The sequence below is a fragment of the Nocardia spumae genome (assembly GCF_020733635.1).
Lineage (GTDB): Bacteria > Actinomycetota > Actinomycetes > Mycobacteriales > Mycobacteriaceae > Nocardia > Nocardia spumae.
On the sequence record NZ_JAJFZL010000001.1, the window covers coordinates 6,472,159 to 6,489,519 of the forward strand.

The window sequence follows — 17,361 nt, forward strand, 5'->3', positions numbered from 1 at the left end:
GTGTGTGATCAGTCGGCGAGGTGTGCCAGTGCGAGCCGCGCGGCATTGGCCCCGCACATGCCGTGCGCGCCCGGCCCGGGTGGTGTCGCGGCCGAGCAGATGTAGTGGCCTCGCACCCCGAGGCTGTACGGCGACAACGTCGTTCGCGGTCCGAATACCAGCTGACGGATATCCTTGGCGCCGGTCATGATATCGCCGCCGACATAGTTGGGGTTGTACGCCGCCATCTCGGTGGTCGAGCGAACCACCTGTCCCACAATGCGTTCCCGGAAGCCAGGCGCGAACCGTTCGATCTGCGCGATGATCGCCGCGGTCGCATCGCCCGAATATCCGTTGGGGACATGGGCATAACTCCACACCGGATGGACGTCGCCTGCCGAGCGCTGCGGATCGGCGAGATACTGCTGTCCGACCAGGACGAACGGGCGCTCGGGCATTCGTCCCGCATGGATCTCACGTTCGGTTGCGGCGAGCTCCCCGTAGGCACCGGCCAGATGGACCGTACCGGCACGCCGCGCGTGCGGATTCGTCCACGGCACACCACCGGACACCGCGAAGTCGACCTTGAACGCTCCCGGTCCGCGACGGAACCTGCTGAACGCGTGCCGAACCCGGCGCGGTAGCCGATCACCGAGAATGCGCGCCACCACCTCGGGGGCCAGATCGAACATGGTGATATCGGCCGCGGGCAACTGCGCCGCCGACTCGACTCGCACCCCGGTTTCGATCGTGCCGCCCAGCTCCGTGAGCAGTGCCACCAGCGCGTCGGTGATCGCCTGCGAACCGCCCTTCGCCACCGCCCAGCCGTACCGGTGCCCGGCGGTGAGAATCCCGAGGCCGACGGCCGAGGTGAGCGGGCGGTCCAGCGGCCGGAAGGCGTGGGCCGCAACACCTCCGAACAGCGCCCGCGCCCGCTCGGTGCGCAACAGCCGAGCGAAGGCGGATCCGGGCAGCAGGGTGGGCGCGCCGAAGCGCGCCAGCGTCAGGGGATGGCGCGGCAAGCGCAGCAGCGGACGCATGATGTCCTCGCTCAGCGCGTCGTAGCGCCGGACCGGGCGGTCGAAGGCCAGTCGCCAGCGCGACCCGTCCCGACCGAGTCCGGCCGCGGTCTGCTCGACCGAGCGGTACAGCACGCCGGCGCTGCCGTCGTCGAGCGGATGTACACAGTCGATCTCGGGCAGGCACCAGGTGAGCCCGTAGCGATCCAGACCCAGCCGTGCCAGGAACGGCGAACCGACGGCCATGGGGTGGATGGCCGAGCAGTGGTCGTGCAGGAGGCCGGGCACGAGGGCCTCGCCGCTGCGCGCACCCCCGCCGACCTGGCCGGCCGCCTCGAGCACGGTGACCTCGACCCCTGCGGAGGCGAGGGCGACGGCGGCGGCGAGCCCGTTGGGCCCGCCACCCACCACCAAAGCGGTCGTCACGCCACTACTCCGAAATCGTCCCGCGTCGGCTCGGCAGGCACCGCGGCCGAGCGAGTCCAGCTGGGCCGCAGGGGAATCGGACCGTTCGGCAGCCACGGCTGCTCGGCCACGGCATCGGCGACCTTCCAGGTGCCCCGCTCGATCACGCCCAGCGCCGCGTCGATCAGCTTGTAGTGCTGGACGCCGCTTCCGAACGCCTCCGACTCGACCCAGGCGACGACACATTCGCCGGGTTCGAAGCGAGCCTCGTCCTGCACCGCGCGGATCATCTCCTCATCGTGGAAGTGGCCGTCTCCGAAATTGAACCCCACGATGGAGTTGCACAGGAATTCCGCCTCTCGAACCGTACGCGAATCGATATCGGGCAGTCGCGAGATCAGCAGCGAGAACAGCCCCCGGGCCTGGCTGTGCATGGCGCGCCAGGCGACCGTCTTCTGCAGGGTGATCTCCGCCCACCGCGGTTCGTAGCCGAATTCGACGAACTGGTCGATCTGGTTGCCGGCCGAGCGCGTCACCCGGTTCAGCGTCTCCTCGGCGCCCGGGGCGAAGGCCCATATCGCCGAGGCCCAATTGCCCGCGTACTGCCGCATCGACGGCAGGAACGACACCTTGTCCGGCCGCAGATTGCCGAGCACCGGGAAGAACAGCAGGGCCGCGACCACCGGCACGACCAGCCACACCGGCGACATATCCCACACGGCGTATCCGTTCCAGGCCGGGAAGCCGACGAACAGGAAGACCGTGGCGTAGGCGAACAACACATTCCATTCCAGCGGCACCGCCAGCGGGAAGGTGGACACGATGAACAGGTGGAAGATCACCATGATCGCCACGGCGACGAGGGTCACCCACTTGTCGGTGGAGAACAGCAGCACCAGGGGAACGAGCATCTCGACACAGGTGCCGTTGACATGAGCCATGAAATGGGCGACGCCGGACGGCCGCATATCCCGCGGGAAATCCTTGTAGTGCGCGCGTTTGACCGACTTGAACGGCATCGACGGACTGTTGGACACCATCGGCGGCACCACGTTGGAGAAGTGCTTACCGAGTTTGGAGAATCCGGCGCCCATCCAGACGACCACGATCAGCAGCTTCAACGCGATGATCATGTTCACGAACGGGAACACCGTGAAGGCGACGAGTGCGGGCAGGTATTGCTCACCCCGGGCCGCGAGGAAGATGACCTTATCGCGCAGGCCGTTGAGAATCAGCAGCGCGATCGGCGCCACCAGCGCGGTGGGATCGATCAGTCCGGAGGTGTTGTCCGGCAGTACCCCGGCGAGTGCGGCACTGTGCACGCCGGGCAGAACCAGCGCGACCACCAGGCTCGCCAGGAGGGCGAGGTAGAGGGTGATGTCGAACCAGGTGCGCCGATTCCCCTCGGTGCCGGGAACCCATGTCCACGGGCGCAGCCGGATGGTGCCGGGACGGGCCCAGAAGAGGATGCCACCGGTCATCGGTTTCACCTTGCCCGCCAGCGGCCCCCACGAACCCGCGATCCCGATGACTTCCAGCAGGACCGTCCAGACGACGGCCTTCTGATACACGATCGGCTGATTCCACCATGCCGCGACATGCCAGAACGCCGGCAGGCCGGAGGTCAGCGTGGCCACCGTGATTCCCCCGATCGCATAGAGGACGACCAACTTGAGGATGTACACGCAGTGCACCATTTTCGGTGAGCCGAAACCGTTTTCGGCCCAGTCTGCGCCGAGTAGGCGCATCCGTTCCATGAGCGGTTTCCGCAGGAACGTGTCCGGGTCGACGGCCGGAAGATCCGGCTTGGTGAATCCCATCGGAATATCTCCTCTGTCGTGGGCGGGTGGATCAGGCGGTCAGGGCGCGGCGCAGCGACGGTTTGTCGAGTTTGCCGACGGCGTTCTTGGGCAGGTCGTCGAGGAAGGTGATCGCCACGGGCAGTTTGTATTTCGACAGATTCCGGCGGGTGTGGTCGAGGATCTGCGCCGCGGTGAGGGTGGCGCCGGAAGTCAGCGCGAGAAACAGCACCGGTTCCTCGCCGTAGACCTCGCTCGCCCGGCCGACGACCGCGGCCTCGGCAACCTCGGGCAGCTGGTAGACGACGCTCTCGATCTCCTTGGGGTAGATGTTCTCGCCGCCGCGGATGATCATGTCCTTGGCGCGATCAACCAGGACCAGATAGCCGTCCTCGTCGAAACGCCCGATATCGCCGGTGCGCAGCCAGCCGTCGACGACGGTCCGCGCGGTCTCCTCGGGCCGATTCAGATAGCCGCGCATGATATTCGGGCCTTGGATCAGCACCTCACCCGCGGCGCCGTCGGCGACCGGATTGCCGTCGGCGTCGGCGATCCGGATCGTCTGCCCCGGCAGCGGCAGGCCGACCGTCCCCGGCTTGCGGCGTCCGCGCAGTGGATTGAGGGTGCTCGCGCAGGTTCCCTCGGACAGTCCGTAGCCCTCCACGATCGGTATGCCGTAGCGGCTTTCGAACTTCTCCAGCAGTTCGACACTGGCCGGGGCGGCTCCGCAGACCGCGAACCGCACCGCCGAGGACTCGGGGACGACCTCGGCCGGCAGATCCGCCAGCATCGCGTAGATCGTCGGCACCGCGGAGAAGTAGGTCGCCCCACTGCGCTCGATCCGGTCGAAGAACGTGTCGGCACGGAACCGGCCCGCGATCGTCGTGCGTCCGCCCGCGAGCAGTGGCGACAGGGTGCCGGCCACGATGCCGTTGACATGGAAGAGCGGCAGAATCAACAGGCTGTGGTCGGCGGCGGTGAGATCCACCGCCCCGATCACCATGTCGCACATGGCGTTCAGATTCGCGTGGTCGAGCATCACACCCTTGGGTCGCCCGGTCGTCCCGCTGGTGTAGACCAGCAGGGCCAGCGCGTCGTCGCGGACCCGCGCCGCGGTGGCGGCGGGTGAGCACGCGGTGAGCTCGGCCGGTGTGAGCACCGTGACTCCGATATCCACCGGCTGATCGGTGATGAGCACCTTCGCCCCGGCATCGGCGCTCTGAAAGCCGATCTCGGCCGGTACCAGCGCCGGATTGATCGGCGTGACCGCGGCGCCCAGCCGCCAGGCGGCGAACAGGGACACCACGAACGACACGGTGTTCGGCAGCATCACCGCGACCACGTCGCCGGACGTGACACCGTGTGCGGCCAGTGCGGCGGCGGCCCGCCGCACGGCCGCGGCGAACTCGGCGTTATCGAGTTCGACGGCGTCGTCGGCCACACAGGGCGCGCCGGGATCGTGTCGGCTGCGGAAGTCGGGTAACTCGCGAAGATGCATGGTCGGTCCTGAATCGTCGGTGTCGAACGGACACGACAACGGTAGGAATTAGTGAGCTGGACCACACCGTCGCGAATGGACGAATTGGTGCCGAAGTCTTGTCTCGCCGAGACAAAGATCACGTGCCGATGCCCCGAGAGGACACCTTCGGACGCGATGGCCGGGGCTGAACCGCCCGAGGTTCGTCCTGGCGGAACCAAACCCGCGATGCCGAAGGCGGGGTGGCGCGGCACGGCAGTCAGCGCGTCAGCACCGTCTTGCCGTACCAGTGGCACACCAGAAGCGCGAGCTCCACGTCGAGCCGGTCGTCGGCGATCGACCGGCCGCGGCGTGCCACGGCTCGGCCCACCCGGTATTTCACCGAGTTGTAGTGCAGATCCAGTTCCTGCGCGGACGCCTTGTAGCTGGACCCGGTGCGTAGGAATACCCGCAGGGTGTCGCGCAGGCGGGCATCGCTCGCGGTGTCGGTGGCCAGCGGACCGAGGACATCGGCCACCCAGTCCCGGACCGCCACCGGGTTCCCGCCGAGCAGTGCGGCCGCCGTCAATCCCGGATCGGTGGACGCCACGACCTTGTCTCCGGGTCCGCGCCGGGTCGCCACGGCACGAGCCTGCTGCGCCTGGCGGTGGGACCGCCGAAATCCGTCGACACCCGCGCCTACCGCACCGATGGCGATATGTGGTGCATCCGGCCGGGCGGCGGCGAACCGGCGAATCCGCTCGGCCGGATCGACGGGCTCGGATTTGTACGGCAGCCAGACCCACCCGCTGGTCCGGTCGGCCGCGGCGAACAGCGGACCGGCCGCGGCCTCGACGGCGCCGGCCAGTTCGCGGACGAACCGCTGCAACCGAGCCAGGTCGTCACTGTCGGAATCGGTGTCCGGATACCAGAGCACCATCGCCACGTGCTGCCAGCGCAGCGGATACCGGATCGCCGCCGTGGCATCGTCGACGTCGACCGCGGTGTCCTCGGCGAGCACCTCCCGAACTCGCATGGCGCGCACACTGTTCCGGTTCTCCAGCCACCGTTCGCGCTCCTCCTCGTAGACCGCGACCACCTGCTGCGAAATCCAGTCGATGTAGGCGAACAGCACATCGGTGATCTCCTCGATCACCGCGATTCTGGTGGTCGGCTCCATATCGATGGCATGCAGTTCGGCGAAGACCAGTTCGGTCAGCCGCCGCTGCCCGAGCCGATAGGCCCGCACGAGCGCATTGACCGGAACCCCGTGCTGGGCGAGCCGCCGCGCGTATTCGAGCGCGGCCGTCGGCGCGGTGATCCGCTCCACCGCGATCCCGTGCCGCAGCGCGTGCAGAATCGTGTCGACATTGCCCTCGACGCTGGCCCCCAGCAATTCCACCGTGCGGGCATCTCCCCGCAGTTCCGGGATCAACTGTTCGAGTGCCGCCCGGATGGTGGAGCTGACCGCCGACACCTCGTCGTTCATCCGCGCGGCGATCCGGGCGACATATTCGTCCGCACCGAGTTCGCCGCCCCGACGCTCCTTCGTCACCTCTCGAACGGTAGATCCCGGCCGCCAACCCCACGGGCCTTCCTGTCAGATTTCGTCCCGAGGAGACAAAACCGGGACGAGAATACGGCTCGCCACGCCGAAGACAGGCCGTCGTCCCGGTCTTCGGTGGTCGGCCGCAGACAAAAGGCCGCGCGGCCCGACGGGGATACCGATGAAAAATCCCCCCGACCGGCCGATCGAGGGGATTTCAGAGTGGCCAAGGCCGGGATCGAACCGGCGACCTTCCGCTTTTCAGGCGGACGCTCGTACCAACTGAGCTACCTGGCCGGAGGCACCCGAACCGAATGCCAGACAACAAAGCGACCCTGACGGGACTCGAACCCGCGACCTCCGCCGTGACAGGGCGGCGCGCTAACCAACTGCGCCACAGGGCCTTGCATGCTCCAACGGTGTTGCCACCGTACCCCCTACGGGATTCGAACCCGCGCTACCGCCTTGAAAGGGCGGCGTCCTAGGCCGCTAGACGAAGGGGGCCCGCCGGATCTCTCCGGTCCGTTTCTCAACGGCTTCCGTTGGGAGCTCGCATAGCTTATGACAGGCTTCGCGCTATTCCCAAATCGGCTGGTCAGAGGCCCAGATTCAGGTCATCCAACCGTGCCGACGCGCGCCAGCCGTGCTGCCGGAATTCGTCGAGCCAATCCTGGGTGGCCATCGCCTCGATGATCACCTCCAGCGCCTCGGTGAACCGGGTGCGCAGATCGATGCCGCCGCCGAGGAGATCGATGATGTATCGCTGTCCCGCCAAGGACGCCGCCAGGGTGCGGGTGAACCGGTCCGGGTCGGCGTCGACGCGCAGCTGCTTGCGATCGATGGCCCGGACCGCGAGGCCGTGCGCGGCCCGTCCGACGATCCGGCTGCCGCCCGCACGCGCGTCCTGATAGAACTCCGGCTCGATGACCAGCCGGAATTCCGCCTGGGTGATGATGTCGTGCTCCAGCCGCAGCGCGACCTCGTCGATCATGCCGTGCATGATGTCCAGCGGCTCGAGATCCATTCTCGCCAGCCACCTTTCGGTGGTGGATCGATAGCGTTCGACGGCAGCGTCCAGCACCGCCCGGGCCAGATCCTCCTTGGAGTCGAAATGGAAGTACATCGCGCCCTTGGTCGCGCGGGAACCCTCCAATATGCGATTCAGCGATGCCGCGGCATAGCCGCTCTTGCCGAATTCGACGGCGGCGGACCTGATGATCGCCGCCCGGGTCCGGCGGGCCCGCTCTTGCTGCCGTGCCATGCTCGAAACGCCTCCGAAGCTGCTTACCACCGGCGGAACCGATAGAGCCGGTCCTCGCCGCGAAGTTATGAGATTTTCAATTACTTAAATCCGGGCTACCGCCCGGTTTTCAGACTTTGGGTACGAAAATTCGCAGGGATACCTGAAACACACCAGCTGGTATAGTTTCGACGCCCGGGTGCGCCGCAGGGGGTGCGCACCCGGGCGTTTCGTTCGTCTCGGATCCGCCTCCCGCGACGTCTTCTCCAGGACGCCGTGACCGACCCGGCCGGTCGCGGCATGTTCGGGCATAACAACCTTCGGCCGATTCCCAACCGCCGGAAGATCTCCCGGTTCCGCCGGAATTCACCAAGCGGTCACCGTACCTCGAATCCCGATGCAGCGCCCCACCTACCGATAAGTCACTTCACCGGCGACCGGGGCCGGACGCCGCAAATACCCGGTTAGCGAACAGGCGCCGGTCGGGCGCCTCAATTCCGGCCCGCCCCAGCAATGTTCACCCGTCACCGACCGTCACCCACGGATACCGCTACTCCACCCGGCCGCCGCTGCGGCCATCGGGCGAATCCATCGATACGATCACCTCCGTACCAAATATGTTGCCACGCACTACGTTTGGACAATGTTTCCACACATTCGCCCTGAAACAAATTGCTGAGCAAGGAGATTGCCGGGCGCGCAGCCCCATTTCCGGAAAGTTCCCATCCGGGCGCACCCCGCCGGCGGGCGGCCGGGCGCCGCGGGGCGGTCAGCGGCGAAAGCCGGCCCGGCCCGGCGGCGACACCGACCGCGATCACTCGCCACGCCCGGTCCACCGCGGCCCCGACCTCCGCCCACCGGCACTGCGGCCAGGCCTCCGACCAGCGCGAATGCCCTCCGGCACACCGCCGCCGGGATATCGGTTACCACTTCCGCGCGCGGAACATTTAGACTTGCGCACCGCGCCCCTATAGCTCAGTTGGTAGAGCTACGGACTTTTAATCCGCAGGTCCCACCCGGTTGACCTGCACAGATGCTAATCTCGTGGGGCAACCGTGGGGCAGAGAACACAAAAATGGGCACCCGTAGGTGCCCGATGACTTGTGCCCCCTGTAGGACTCGAACCTACGACCTAGTGATTAAAAGTCACCAGCTCTACCAACTGAGCTAAAGGGGCTCGGCCCGGACAGCCTACAACAAGGCAGCCGGTTGCCCCGAATCCGATGGAGGGGAGACATCCAGATGGCTTGGGCCGAAAAGCTGCCCAGCGGCCGCTACCGGGGCGTCTACAGAGACTCCCTGGGTGCCAAGTGCACTCTTGCGGGCACGTTCGCCCGGAAGGAAGAAGCGAAGCGGCAGGCGGCCAAGAAGGAAGCCGAGGAACGCGACGCACCGTCGCCCCGCGGATCCAACTCCATAACGTGGGGCGAGTGGGAGACTCGGTGGCAGACCAGTCGGATTGTGGCGAAAAGCACTCTCCGCTCGGATGAAGGCCGCCTCCGAGACCACGTCCGTCCGCGTTGGCAGAAGACCGCTCTGAGAGAAATCTCGACAGACTCAGTCCAGCGATGGGTGACTGAACTCACAAACAGTGGCATGGCTGCATCAACCGTCGCGAAGTGCTATTACCTCCTCAGCGCATCGTTGAAGGCCGCAGCGAACGCCCGGCTCATTCCGGCAAACCCATGCAAAGGTGTTTCGCTGCCCAAGCCGGGACCGATGCCAGAACGCTTCCTCGACGACAAGGAGGCCGCCGCGATCCGGCAGACCTTGTCCAAGTTCGACAAACTGGTCTTCGACGTTCTGCTCGGCACAGGCATGCGACTCGGCGAGGCCATGGCCCTGCATTGGGAGGATGTGAACCTCGAACGGCAGGAAATCTCCGTCGAGTGGGCCTACGACCCGGTCGCCCAGGAGATGAAGGCGCCGAAGGATCATCAGCGGCGAACGATCCCGGTCGGCGCCAGCCTTGCCAAGGTGCTATCGGGGCAGCTGGCGGCGGCCGGCTTCGGCCAGAAGGCCCCGAACCCGGTGCAGTACCCACGAAACGCCGGAGTTCATACCGGGCTAGTACTCGCCCACACGAACGGCCGACCATTTGACCCAGACAACCTGCGCAAGGGTTTCGATGCATCAGTACGGATCGCCTACGTCGGCAGGGGAAAGCAACGACGCTGGATCGGCCCCACTCGCCTACATGATCTGCGGCACACCTATGCGAGTCGGCTGCTCGAAAAGGGCATACCGATCGAGGAAGTCTCTCGACTCCTTGGACATGCCAGCTTGGCCACCACGCAGCGATACGCCCATCGCGGCAGGACGCAATGGGACAAGGTACGCGCCGCTCTGGGATAGACGATCTTGTCGATGTAATGCTGCGCTGCGGGAGCGCTCAGACCAAACTCAGCGCAGCCTCGCGCGCCTAGGCTCTCAACGTCGGCGCCTTAACAGGGCAGCTCAACCTTGGGGCCAGATTGACACGCCGCGATTCCTCCACCTCAAGCCTGAGGCTGGCGTGTCACGACCCGCCAACCTCAAGCTCTCACCTCAAATTTGAGGCTGGATCGACACGTCGTGACACGCCAGAAACATATGTGAAGTACGGTGTGAAGTATGGCGGTTGATGTGGTAGAGAGCCCATTCGGTTCGGAACCAGTGCAAGAGGTTTCCCTGGACAACCCGCCGTTGGCTCAAGTCCTCGTTCAAGTGCGCTTCTCGCAAGCTGCCCAACTTTGGGATGCCCACGACGAGACGGTTCGAGCCATCGTGACCGCCTTGCGAAGCGACTACCCGATCTTCAACAAGCAAAATGAAACCTCCCTCAAGATCGGGCCTGCAGGCGTTGCGCCAGTTCAGGAAGAGACGACTCTTTGGCAACTGCACTCACCTAACAAAGACACGATGGTCAGCTTCAGCACCACCTTCTTTGCCCTGGCGACGTCTAACTACGTGAGCCGAACCAAGTTCCTTGAGCGCCTAACTTCGGCATGGCAGGACTTCAGCACGATCGTCAACCCGATATATCCCGAGCGCATCGGAGTCCGGTACATCAACCGGATAGCAGATCCTGAGAAGATCGACCGGATCGCCAAACTCGTGCGGTCAGAGATGGTCGGAGAGATCACGACAGAGATCGGCGACGTGACTCGACAGCACTCGATTGCTCAAGCCTCGTACGAGCTTGGGGAAGGCGAGAGTTTTCAAGCGCGATGGGGACTTCTCCCACCGGGCGCAGCGTTCGAAGCGTCAGTTCCGCCGGCGAGTACTCAAAGTTGGATACTTGATCTGGACGCCGCCGTACAAACCAACTCTGGCCCGTTGACTACGGAGGACCTTGAGCAGCAGGTTCGCCATCTGACACAAAGGACCTACCGCTATTTTCGCTGGACTGTTAAGGACGACTTCCTTGCAGAGTATGGAGGTGATCTCAATGGTCACAGCTGAGAAGCCTTCCTGGGTAGAGGACCTCGCAGAGGACTGCTGGACACGCAACAGCGCGCTGTGGCGCAGCCCAGTCCAAAACGTGGCTGCAAAACTCACGACCACGGTCATGGTGTTTGCCCCCTTGCTCATGTGCGCACCAAGCACCCAGGCCACGCCTGTGCAGAGTGCCCAGATTGCAGACCAGACTGAATCTGGTCTGCCCGCCGTCAACACACAAGCTCGTGCAGCGGTGAATGAACGTGCTTCTGGCACTAACACTTCCGACTCGCCAAGCACTGGCGAGATCGTCCGCTGGCTGCATACGAGCTCGGGCCTCACGTGGGATCAGTTGGGAAGACTATTCGGGGTGTCGCGACGTTCCGTCCACATGTGGGCAAACGGGGCGCGGATGAACGCCACCAACGTCGAAACCCTCCACGAGATCGCCGCTTTCATCAGGGAACACGGCGACAGCAGTCCCGAGGATGTTCGAAACGCCGTCCTGAGCCCGGGCATCGATGGGATTAGTTTCGCCGACCAACTCCGGTCGCGTCGTAATGGTGGATCCAGAGACGTTTCGGGTCCCCGGCACTCTCCCGACTTCTACCTGGGGGCTCGTCACGGCGACGTTGCGGAGCCGTAGAATGCGGTGAGGGCACCTGCCCGAACCGAGAGGGGCGCGCGAGCTTTGACCGAGGTAGGAGCGGGAGTGGACGACACCGTCCCTCGTCTTGATTACTTCCGCCAAGGTGATGTGCTCGGCGACCTTCCGGAGTTATCGGTGTTGACCGCCAGGGGTTGGGAGTCGATCGCAACGCCCGACGGAGTCGCTCTGATCAGTCAGACGTGTGACATCGTCCAGACCACGAGAACCTACGTTCAGGTCGCCAAGGTCGTCAGGATCGACGGCAACAACGCCCGCCTGGCCCGCAAAGGCAAAATGCCGCGTTTCGCGCACCTTCCGGCCATCGGTGATGACATGTTCGCGGACCTGGAAATTGTTGCCACAGTTGCGAAATCAGCGATTGCGGGCCGTAGCGGGAAGCGCGGTGTCGGCCCCGACGAGGAAGTACGAGACTTCAGCGAGGCAGTGGCACGGAAGTTCGGCCGCTTCGCGTTTCCAGACGAGGTGGGCCCCTGGATCAGCAAATTGGAGAATGTCGCGTACAAGAGTGCTGGTAATGAGAACTCAGCCATGGGCCGCATTCTCGATGACATCCGCGAACTGCGGATCGAGGCTGGGAACGGGTGGGGCGAAGCGCCCTACGAGCTGACTCTTTTGCTTGTCGTGAATCCCGGCGTGATCCCGGTATACGAGGACCACGAGCTCCCAACCGTACCGACAGCTCTGCAAGCATGGTTGGACACCAACGCGAACCGACATTCACCTCAGAAGGTCGCCGAAAAGCTCGACGCTGCAACTGATCCCGTCGAAAAGTACTTTCTCTGGACCTGTCTCGCCGAGGCATTGGCGGGCTTCTGCACACCGTCGGAACACCCGAATCCAAACGTTAGAAACGCCGTGGCCGACGGCGCCATAATTGGAGAAGCTCTGTCGGCCGACGAGCTGTCCGCCGCCCGCTACATGCGTACGGTCCGAGTCGACGTAGATCACCTTTGCTAGCTGGCGATAGCCATCACAGAGGAGAGCACTGTCGACGGCGCCCCCTTCGCCGGCCGCAAGTCTGAACTACCCTCATAGTGTGATCGATGAGGTGACGCAGCTCATGGTCGGCGCGGCCAAAGTAGCGATCTTGCCTCGGTTCCGTCGGTTAGCCATGAGAGACGTAGCAGAGAAGGCGCCCGGCGATCTAGTTACTGTGGCGGATAACGAAGCTGAACAACTGATTTCACGCGGGCTGCGGAAGATCATCGATATCCCGGTGGTCGGCGAGGAAGCCGTTGCTGAGAACGTCTCCCTCCTTTCGGCTCTGGGCGAGAAAGCCTGCTGGCTGGTGGATCCCATCGACGGCACCTCAAACTTCGTAGCTGGCCGCCGCGAATACGCGGTAATGGCAGCTCTGCTCGAGAATGCCGAGCCCGTCGCTGGGTGGATCGTCGTCCCCGAGACAAAGCAGGTCTATGTCGCTAAGCGCGGATCGGGGGCATACCGAAACGGCATACGGATCCGGCGACCGGCCTCACCCGCTGACATCAAACAACTGCGAGGCGCTGCCCCCACGAAGCGCCTGGATGCGCGCGAGCGAGCGGAGCTGCGTACAACCGGCGAAAGGTTCGCGAGCCTGACTCAAGGCACCCAGAGCGCCGGAGTCAACTACACACGATTGGTTGAGGGCGATATCGACTTTGTGCTGTACCAACGCTCGCAACCCTGGGATCACGCGGCCGGCACTCTGCTCCTGACCGAAGCTGGAGGCATGTCCATCCGCCCAGATGGGACCCGGTACCGAATCACTGAAAGCCCGAGCAACCTACTGCTGAATGCGGCGGACCCAGCTTGCTGTCGAGCCGTGCAGGCCGCACTCTGGGACAACTAGTCCACCGTGAGTGGCGTATTACCCGTCGGCAGCTGGCGTCAGGGCTTCCTGCTGGCACCATTGCGTCACAGGTAGCCGACCCAATTGGTTTCCGGTCACGAGTACGAATTCGACCAGCCCCAGCCACATTCCGTCGGAGGTGCGGGCCCACGCGTGGAGTCGGCCTGGGATTTGACCGGTGAGCGTCAGTCCACCGGCCTTCACGCGCATTGGGATCTTGTCGCGACCGAAGGTCCCACGGCGGTTAATGGGTATGGCTTTAGCGAGGTCGACGAGGACGTGCCGGGGCGGGTGGACTTCGCGGCGCAGCGGAGGAGTGAATCGATCCGGCCAATCCTCGAACATACGTGCGACCCTATCGGATCAGGCCGCACATCGGCATTACCGCGCAGTCGCAGTCGATCTCACTGACCATGGAATACACCATGTGACCAGCGAGATCCTGCCAAGATCTTGAATCAAGACACTCTGGGGAACACCATCGCGGCCTATTGGCGGTCAAGTGCAAGCAACCGCCCTACCCGCCACCGGCCGCGCGATCTGTCACCGCATGCTTCCGAGTTGCGGACGCGAGCCGAACGAATCGCTGCCGAAAAGACGAGTCGAACCCCAACCAAGCAAGATATGCACCCGCGGTTCCGGGGGTATGATCGCACCGCGGCCACGCCCGGGTGGACCGGGGGTTTTGGCAGATAGCCGGTGAGTTGCACCCTATGGGGGACGGATGGGTAACCCGCAGAACGAAGACGAGCGCAGCGAGATAGAACTCCATGTCCAGGAGCTAATGGCCCTTAAACACGTTAACTCTATCAGTCAGCTTGCTCAAGTTTTGAAGGCGCGACAACTTCGCTTTCATATTTACTACGGAGAGATCGCAAGGCAGTGCGGTATGCCGCTTGCCTGGGTGGACGGCATCTTTCAAGGCGATTTCATTCCTGAGAAGCCACGTTTCGAATCGCTACTCAAGGCGATTGCGGTGGAGGACTTCAAACCTTGGCATGAAGCGCGTAAGCGGGCGTATCTGCTCCCTTACGTTAGTTCCCGTCAGCCCAAGTCGTCGCCTACGGCTAAACAGCCCGCAGCTCCGTCCGTATCAGTAGCTGGCGATTACGCCCAGGTGCACATCCATGCTGAGCCCGCGAAGCCACCGGACGAGCGGGAAGACGCGGCGGCGCAAAAGGTACGTTATGCATTTCGCTTCTTGAATCATGCCCTATGGCAATCGACGATCACTTTCGCGTTGAGCATGGCCGTTACGACAGCCGGTTCACTAATCCTCCTAGTCGGTGCCTGGCTAGCCGTGCAGCATGCCGGCGATCAGCAGTCAAATTACCCGAGTGTTATCACCGCCCTGTCTGGCGTGGTCATCACAGCTTGCGGAGGAGCTTTTACTGTTCAATCAAACAAGGCCCGCAAGCATGCCACTGAGCAGACTGACCGAGTTCGCGAGGAACTAAAGGGTGATCTCGCGCACGAGAGGGCATCAAAGCAAATTGCGAATATACAGGATCCAGATTTGCGCGATCGGCTTCTAGCGATCAGCGCCTTGAAGGAGCTTGACCTAAGCCCCGCTCCTGTCGACCTAGATCGGCACCTTCCAATAAAGAAGGTTGAGTCTGTCAGGCTCCCAAGCGGCGAGAATGAATAACTGTCGCACTGCCTGACGAATAGGTCGCCGATCCGGCAGCGCAACTGGTACGGCCCGATTCGGGCGCCTACCAGCATGTTCAGCGACTCTGAGTCGCGGGAATTTTGCCGCAAATTGGCGACCATTCGTCCGATGAAGCATGCCTAAGCCCGCATCCCGCTGGAGGATTGCCGTCCCCGAGCTGTCAATGCCGCGGTAGACCATATGGCCGCAGCCTTCGCGCCAGGTCCCTCTGGGCGGCCTGGCCCGCCGCCGAGGCGATTTCTCTTCCGCGCCCTCAGGCGCGATGCTGTTCGGTCGGAAGCGCGAAACCTTGTTGGTGCTGTGTCCCTCCGGTATGGCCTGGGGCGTCTCCGATCACAGCCGCGGTTCTGGCCCGCGCCCTGCCAGCGGCTCGTGAGATTCGATGCCAAGCGCGCGGGACAGGTTCCGGCTGTGATAGCCCCAGATCAGGCCATACCGGAGGGACACAGCACACGCGCGCCGACCGCGCGAGCGCCAGCTCGCGGAACCCCGCATCAACCGCGCCGCGCCCGGCATTTCCGCGTTCCGGGCCAACCAGCGCCCCACGCGCACAACGAAACCCGCCCTCTGCCACCAGACCACGAATGCACAGCGGCGTGTAGTAGACCGCAGCCGATGCAGACGACAGCACCACCGTCACCGTCTCCCAAAGCAACCCGCTCGCAAACTTTCCGATGCCCACCCAACGCAACCACTTCTTTTTCTCTCGACCACCACACCAACCCTCCCCTACATGATCTTTTTGATTTCTGATTGCTCCCCACCCCCGCCCAGTTCGACATCTTATTGGTCACGAAGTGGGCGATAAGATGTCGAACTGGGCGGGGGTGGGGAGTGAGCAGAAATCATGCCCTTCCGCGCTGCTCAGGGGATGGTTGGTGTGGTGGTGGAGAGCGCGAAAACCCCGCACTCTCTTGTATGCCTGATTCGCGCGGAAGTTGCGGGCTTTTCGCGCCTGCGATAGCCACCAAGATCGACAGCTGATCGGCTGAGCCACGGCGCGATCCTGGCCCTTCCTCGGCCGGAAAGTGTGTGCCCGGCCGCCGGGTTGTTCAAGGGCGCTCCTGCGTCGCGTCGCCTGCGGCGATGGCCTGTCGGCCACCCTTGAGCAACCCGCCGTCCGTGCACGAGAAGCCTTCGGAGGAAGGGCCGGGGAACAGTCGGGAATGAATGGTTGCCGAGTCACGGGCTGCCCGGCCACGAGTGCAAGGGTCCCGGGCTGGGCCGAGGTCAGTCCGGGAGGCCGACGTCGTGGGGATCTTGGTCGGCGCGAAGCCCTGCCCAGCTTGGGTGGCGCAGTATGGTGGTGAATTCCCGGTAGTACACCGTCGCCACCAGGCCAGGTTCCACCCAGTACGCCGGCACCGACCCGAACCGCGGCGGCGCCGCGAACGGGCTTACCTGGCGGGCGATCTCGTCCAGGCGCGCCTGCAAGACCCGCCGCTGTGCCACCGAGAACCCGGTGCCGACGTTGCCGACGTAGACGAGGTCCCCCGCCGGGGTGTAGGCGCCGAGGATCAGCGACCCGAACACGCCGCTGCGGGGACGGCTGCCCGGGATCCAGCCCGCGACAACGACGTCCGCCGACCGGCGCAGCGGAGTCTTGATCCACGATCGCGACCGCTGGCCGGGCCGGTAGATCGAGTCCAGGCGTTTGGACACGATGCCTTCGAGGCCGTGAGAGGCCGCGGTGTCGAGCATCTGCGCCGGCGCGATGTCAGTCCAGTACGGCGGGATCCGCACCAGGGTGCTGGCCAGATCGAGTTCGGCGAGCAAGTCCCGACGCTGGACGTACGGCAAGGCCACGGTGTCGGTGTCGTCGATGGCGAGGACGTCGAAGACGAACAACTGCACCGGAATCGAGGCAACCAATCCCGCCGGCGGTCGCGCGATGTGTATGCGGTGCTGCAACCGGCGAAACGACGGAATCCCGGTCGGCAACTCCGGGGCGACCACCTCCCCGTCGATCACGAACCGCCGACCCGCAGCGGTATCGGCCAGCGCGGCGGTCAGCTCGGGAAACGACGCGGTGGCCTCCCGGCCGTTGCGCGAATAGAGCCTGGTCTCACCATTGTCGAGGATGGTTATGGCGCGCATGCCGTCCCATTTCATCTCGACCGCCCACAGATCCGAGTTCTCGGGCGGCCGCCCCGCGGTCGCCAGCATCGGCGCCGGCACGCGTCCCACACTTCATAGCGTACTTACGGCAATCATCGAGCGACGGGATGGCGGGCCTACCCGTCACAGGCGGTTGACCAGCACTGTTGCCCAGAACGGGGTGCGTTTGCCGCCTCAGGCAACCAGTTCCGCCTACGCGGCGTCGT

The 17,361-nt window shown here is 64.4% G+C and carries 11 protein-coding genes and 4 tRNA genes; 5 read left to right on the plus strand and 10 right to left on the minus strand.

Going from position 1 to position 17,361, the window contains the following annotated elements; all coding sequences use genetic code 11:
- Nucleotides 1–8: 8 nt before the first annotated feature.
- The 9 genes from LKD76_RS28790 to LKD76_RS28830 form a co-directional block, all read right to left on the minus strand.
- Nucleotides 9–1,424, minus strand: coding sequence for a phytoene desaturase family protein (locus LKD76_RS28790; RefSeq protein ID WP_227984524.1), 1,416 nt, complete (start codon nt 1,422–1,424; stop codon nt 9–11).
- Nucleotides 1,421–3,223, minus strand: a complete 1,803-nt coding sequence (locus LKD76_RS28795; protein WP_227984525.1) for a DUF3556 domain-containing protein — start codon at nt 3,221–3,223, stop codon at nt 1,421–1,423. The genes LKD76_RS28790 and LKD76_RS28795 overlap by 4 nt, the downstream gene beginning before the upstream one ends.
- 31 nt (nt 3,224–3,254) lie before the next feature.
- A complete protein-coding gene (locus LKD76_RS28800; protein ID WP_227984526.1) occupies nt 3,255–4,700 on the minus strand; it encodes a class I adenylate-forming enzyme family protein in 1,446 nt (481 codons plus the stop codon).
- Nucleotides 4,701–4,938: 238 nt separating this feature from the next.
- Nucleotides 4,939–6,213 (minus strand): PucR family transcriptional regulator, encoded by a 1,275-nt coding sequence (locus LKD76_RS28805; RefSeq protein WP_308188599.1) that lies wholly within the window; start codon nt 6,211–6,213, stop codon nt 4,939–4,941.
- A gap of 214 nt (nt 6,214–6,427) precedes the next feature.
- Nucleotides 6,428–6,501 (minus strand) — tRNA-Phe (locus LKD76_RS28810).
- A gap of 33 nt (nt 6,502–6,534) precedes the next feature.
- A tRNA-Asp gene (locus LKD76_RS28815) sits at nt 6,535–6,608 on the minus strand.
- Between the two features lie 27 nt (nt 6,609–6,635).
- A tRNA-Glu gene (locus LKD76_RS28820) sits at nt 6,636–6,708 on the minus strand.
- 91 nt (nt 6,709–6,799) lie between these two features.
- Nucleotides 6,800–7,465, minus strand: a complete 666-nt coding sequence (locus LKD76_RS28825) for a TetR family transcriptional regulator (protein ID WP_227984527.1) — start codon at nt 7,463–7,465, stop codon at nt 6,800–6,802.
- Between the two features lie 1,083 nt (nt 7,466–8,548).
- Nucleotides 8,549–8,621 (minus strand) — tRNA-Lys (locus LKD76_RS28830).
- 395 nt (nt 8,622–9,016) lie between these two features.
- On the opposite strand from LKD76_RS28830, the gene LKD76_RS28835 reads away from it, so the two are divergent.
- From LKD76_RS28835 to LKD76_RS28855, 5 genes are all read left to right on the plus strand, one after another.
- Complete coding sequence (locus LKD76_RS28835; RefSeq protein WP_227984528.1) at nt 9,017–9,799, plus strand: tyrosine-type recombinase/integrase; 783 nt, start codon at nt 9,017–9,019, stop codon at nt 9,797–9,799.
- 258 nt (nt 9,800–10,057) lie between these two features.
- A complete protein-coding gene (locus LKD76_RS28840; RefSeq protein ID WP_227984529.1) occupies nt 10,058–10,888 on the plus strand; it encodes a TIGR04255 family protein in 831 nt (276 codons plus the stop codon).
- Nucleotides 10,889–11,576: 688 nt separating this feature from the next.
- Complete coding sequence (locus tag LKD76_RS28845; RefSeq protein ID WP_227984530.1) at nt 11,577–12,491, plus strand: hypothetical protein; 915 nt, start codon at nt 11,577–11,579, stop codon at nt 12,489–12,491.
- Between the two features lie 79 nt (nt 12,492–12,570).
- On the plus strand, nt 12,571–13,365 hold the full coding sequence (locus LKD76_RS28850; protein ID WP_227984531.1) for an inositol monophosphatase family protein: 795 nt from the start codon (nt 12,571–12,573) through the stop codon (nt 13,363–13,365).
- A 724-nt stretch (nt 13,366–14,089) separates the two neighbouring features.
- Nucleotides 14,090–15,013, plus strand: a complete 924-nt coding sequence (locus LKD76_RS28855; protein WP_227984532.1) for a TRADD-N-associated membrane domain-containing protein — start codon at nt 14,090–14,092, stop codon at nt 15,011–15,013.
- 1,254 nt (nt 15,014–16,267) lie between these two features.
- Here the strand turns inward: LKD76_RS28855 and ligD are convergent.
- The gene (ligD, locus tag LKD76_RS28860) at nt 16,268–17,224 is read right to left on the minus strand and encodes a non-homologous end-joining DNA ligase (protein WP_227984533.1); all 957 of its coding nucleotides are present in this window, start codon (nt 17,222–17,224) and stop codon (nt 16,268–16,270) included.
- Nucleotides 17,225–17,361: the final 137 nt, after the last annotated feature.

What these genes read in the sequence shown, in the direction of transcription:
- LKD76_RS28795 (WP_227984525.1), bottom strand. Translation starts at nt 3,223, where the DNA reads ATGGGATTCACCAAGCCGGATCTTCCGGCCGTCGACCCGGACACGTTC.
- LKD76_RS28800 (WP_227984526.1), bottom strand. Translation starts at nt 4,700, where the DNA reads ATGCATCTTCGCGAGTTACCCGACTTCCGCAGCCGACACGATCCCGGC.
- LKD76_RS28825 (WP_227984527.1), bottom strand. Translation starts at nt 7,465, where the DNA reads ATGGCACGGCAGCAAGAGCGGGCCCGCCGGACCCGGGCGGCGATCATC.
- LKD76_RS28840 (WP_227984529.1), top strand. Translation starts at nt 10,058, where the DNA reads ATGGCGGTTGATGTGGTAGAGAGCCCATTCGGTTCGGAACCAGTGCAA.
- LKD76_RS28855 (WP_227984532.1), top strand. Translation starts at nt 14,090, where the DNA reads ATGGGTAACCCGCAGAACGAAGACGAGCGCAGCGAGATAGAACTCCAT.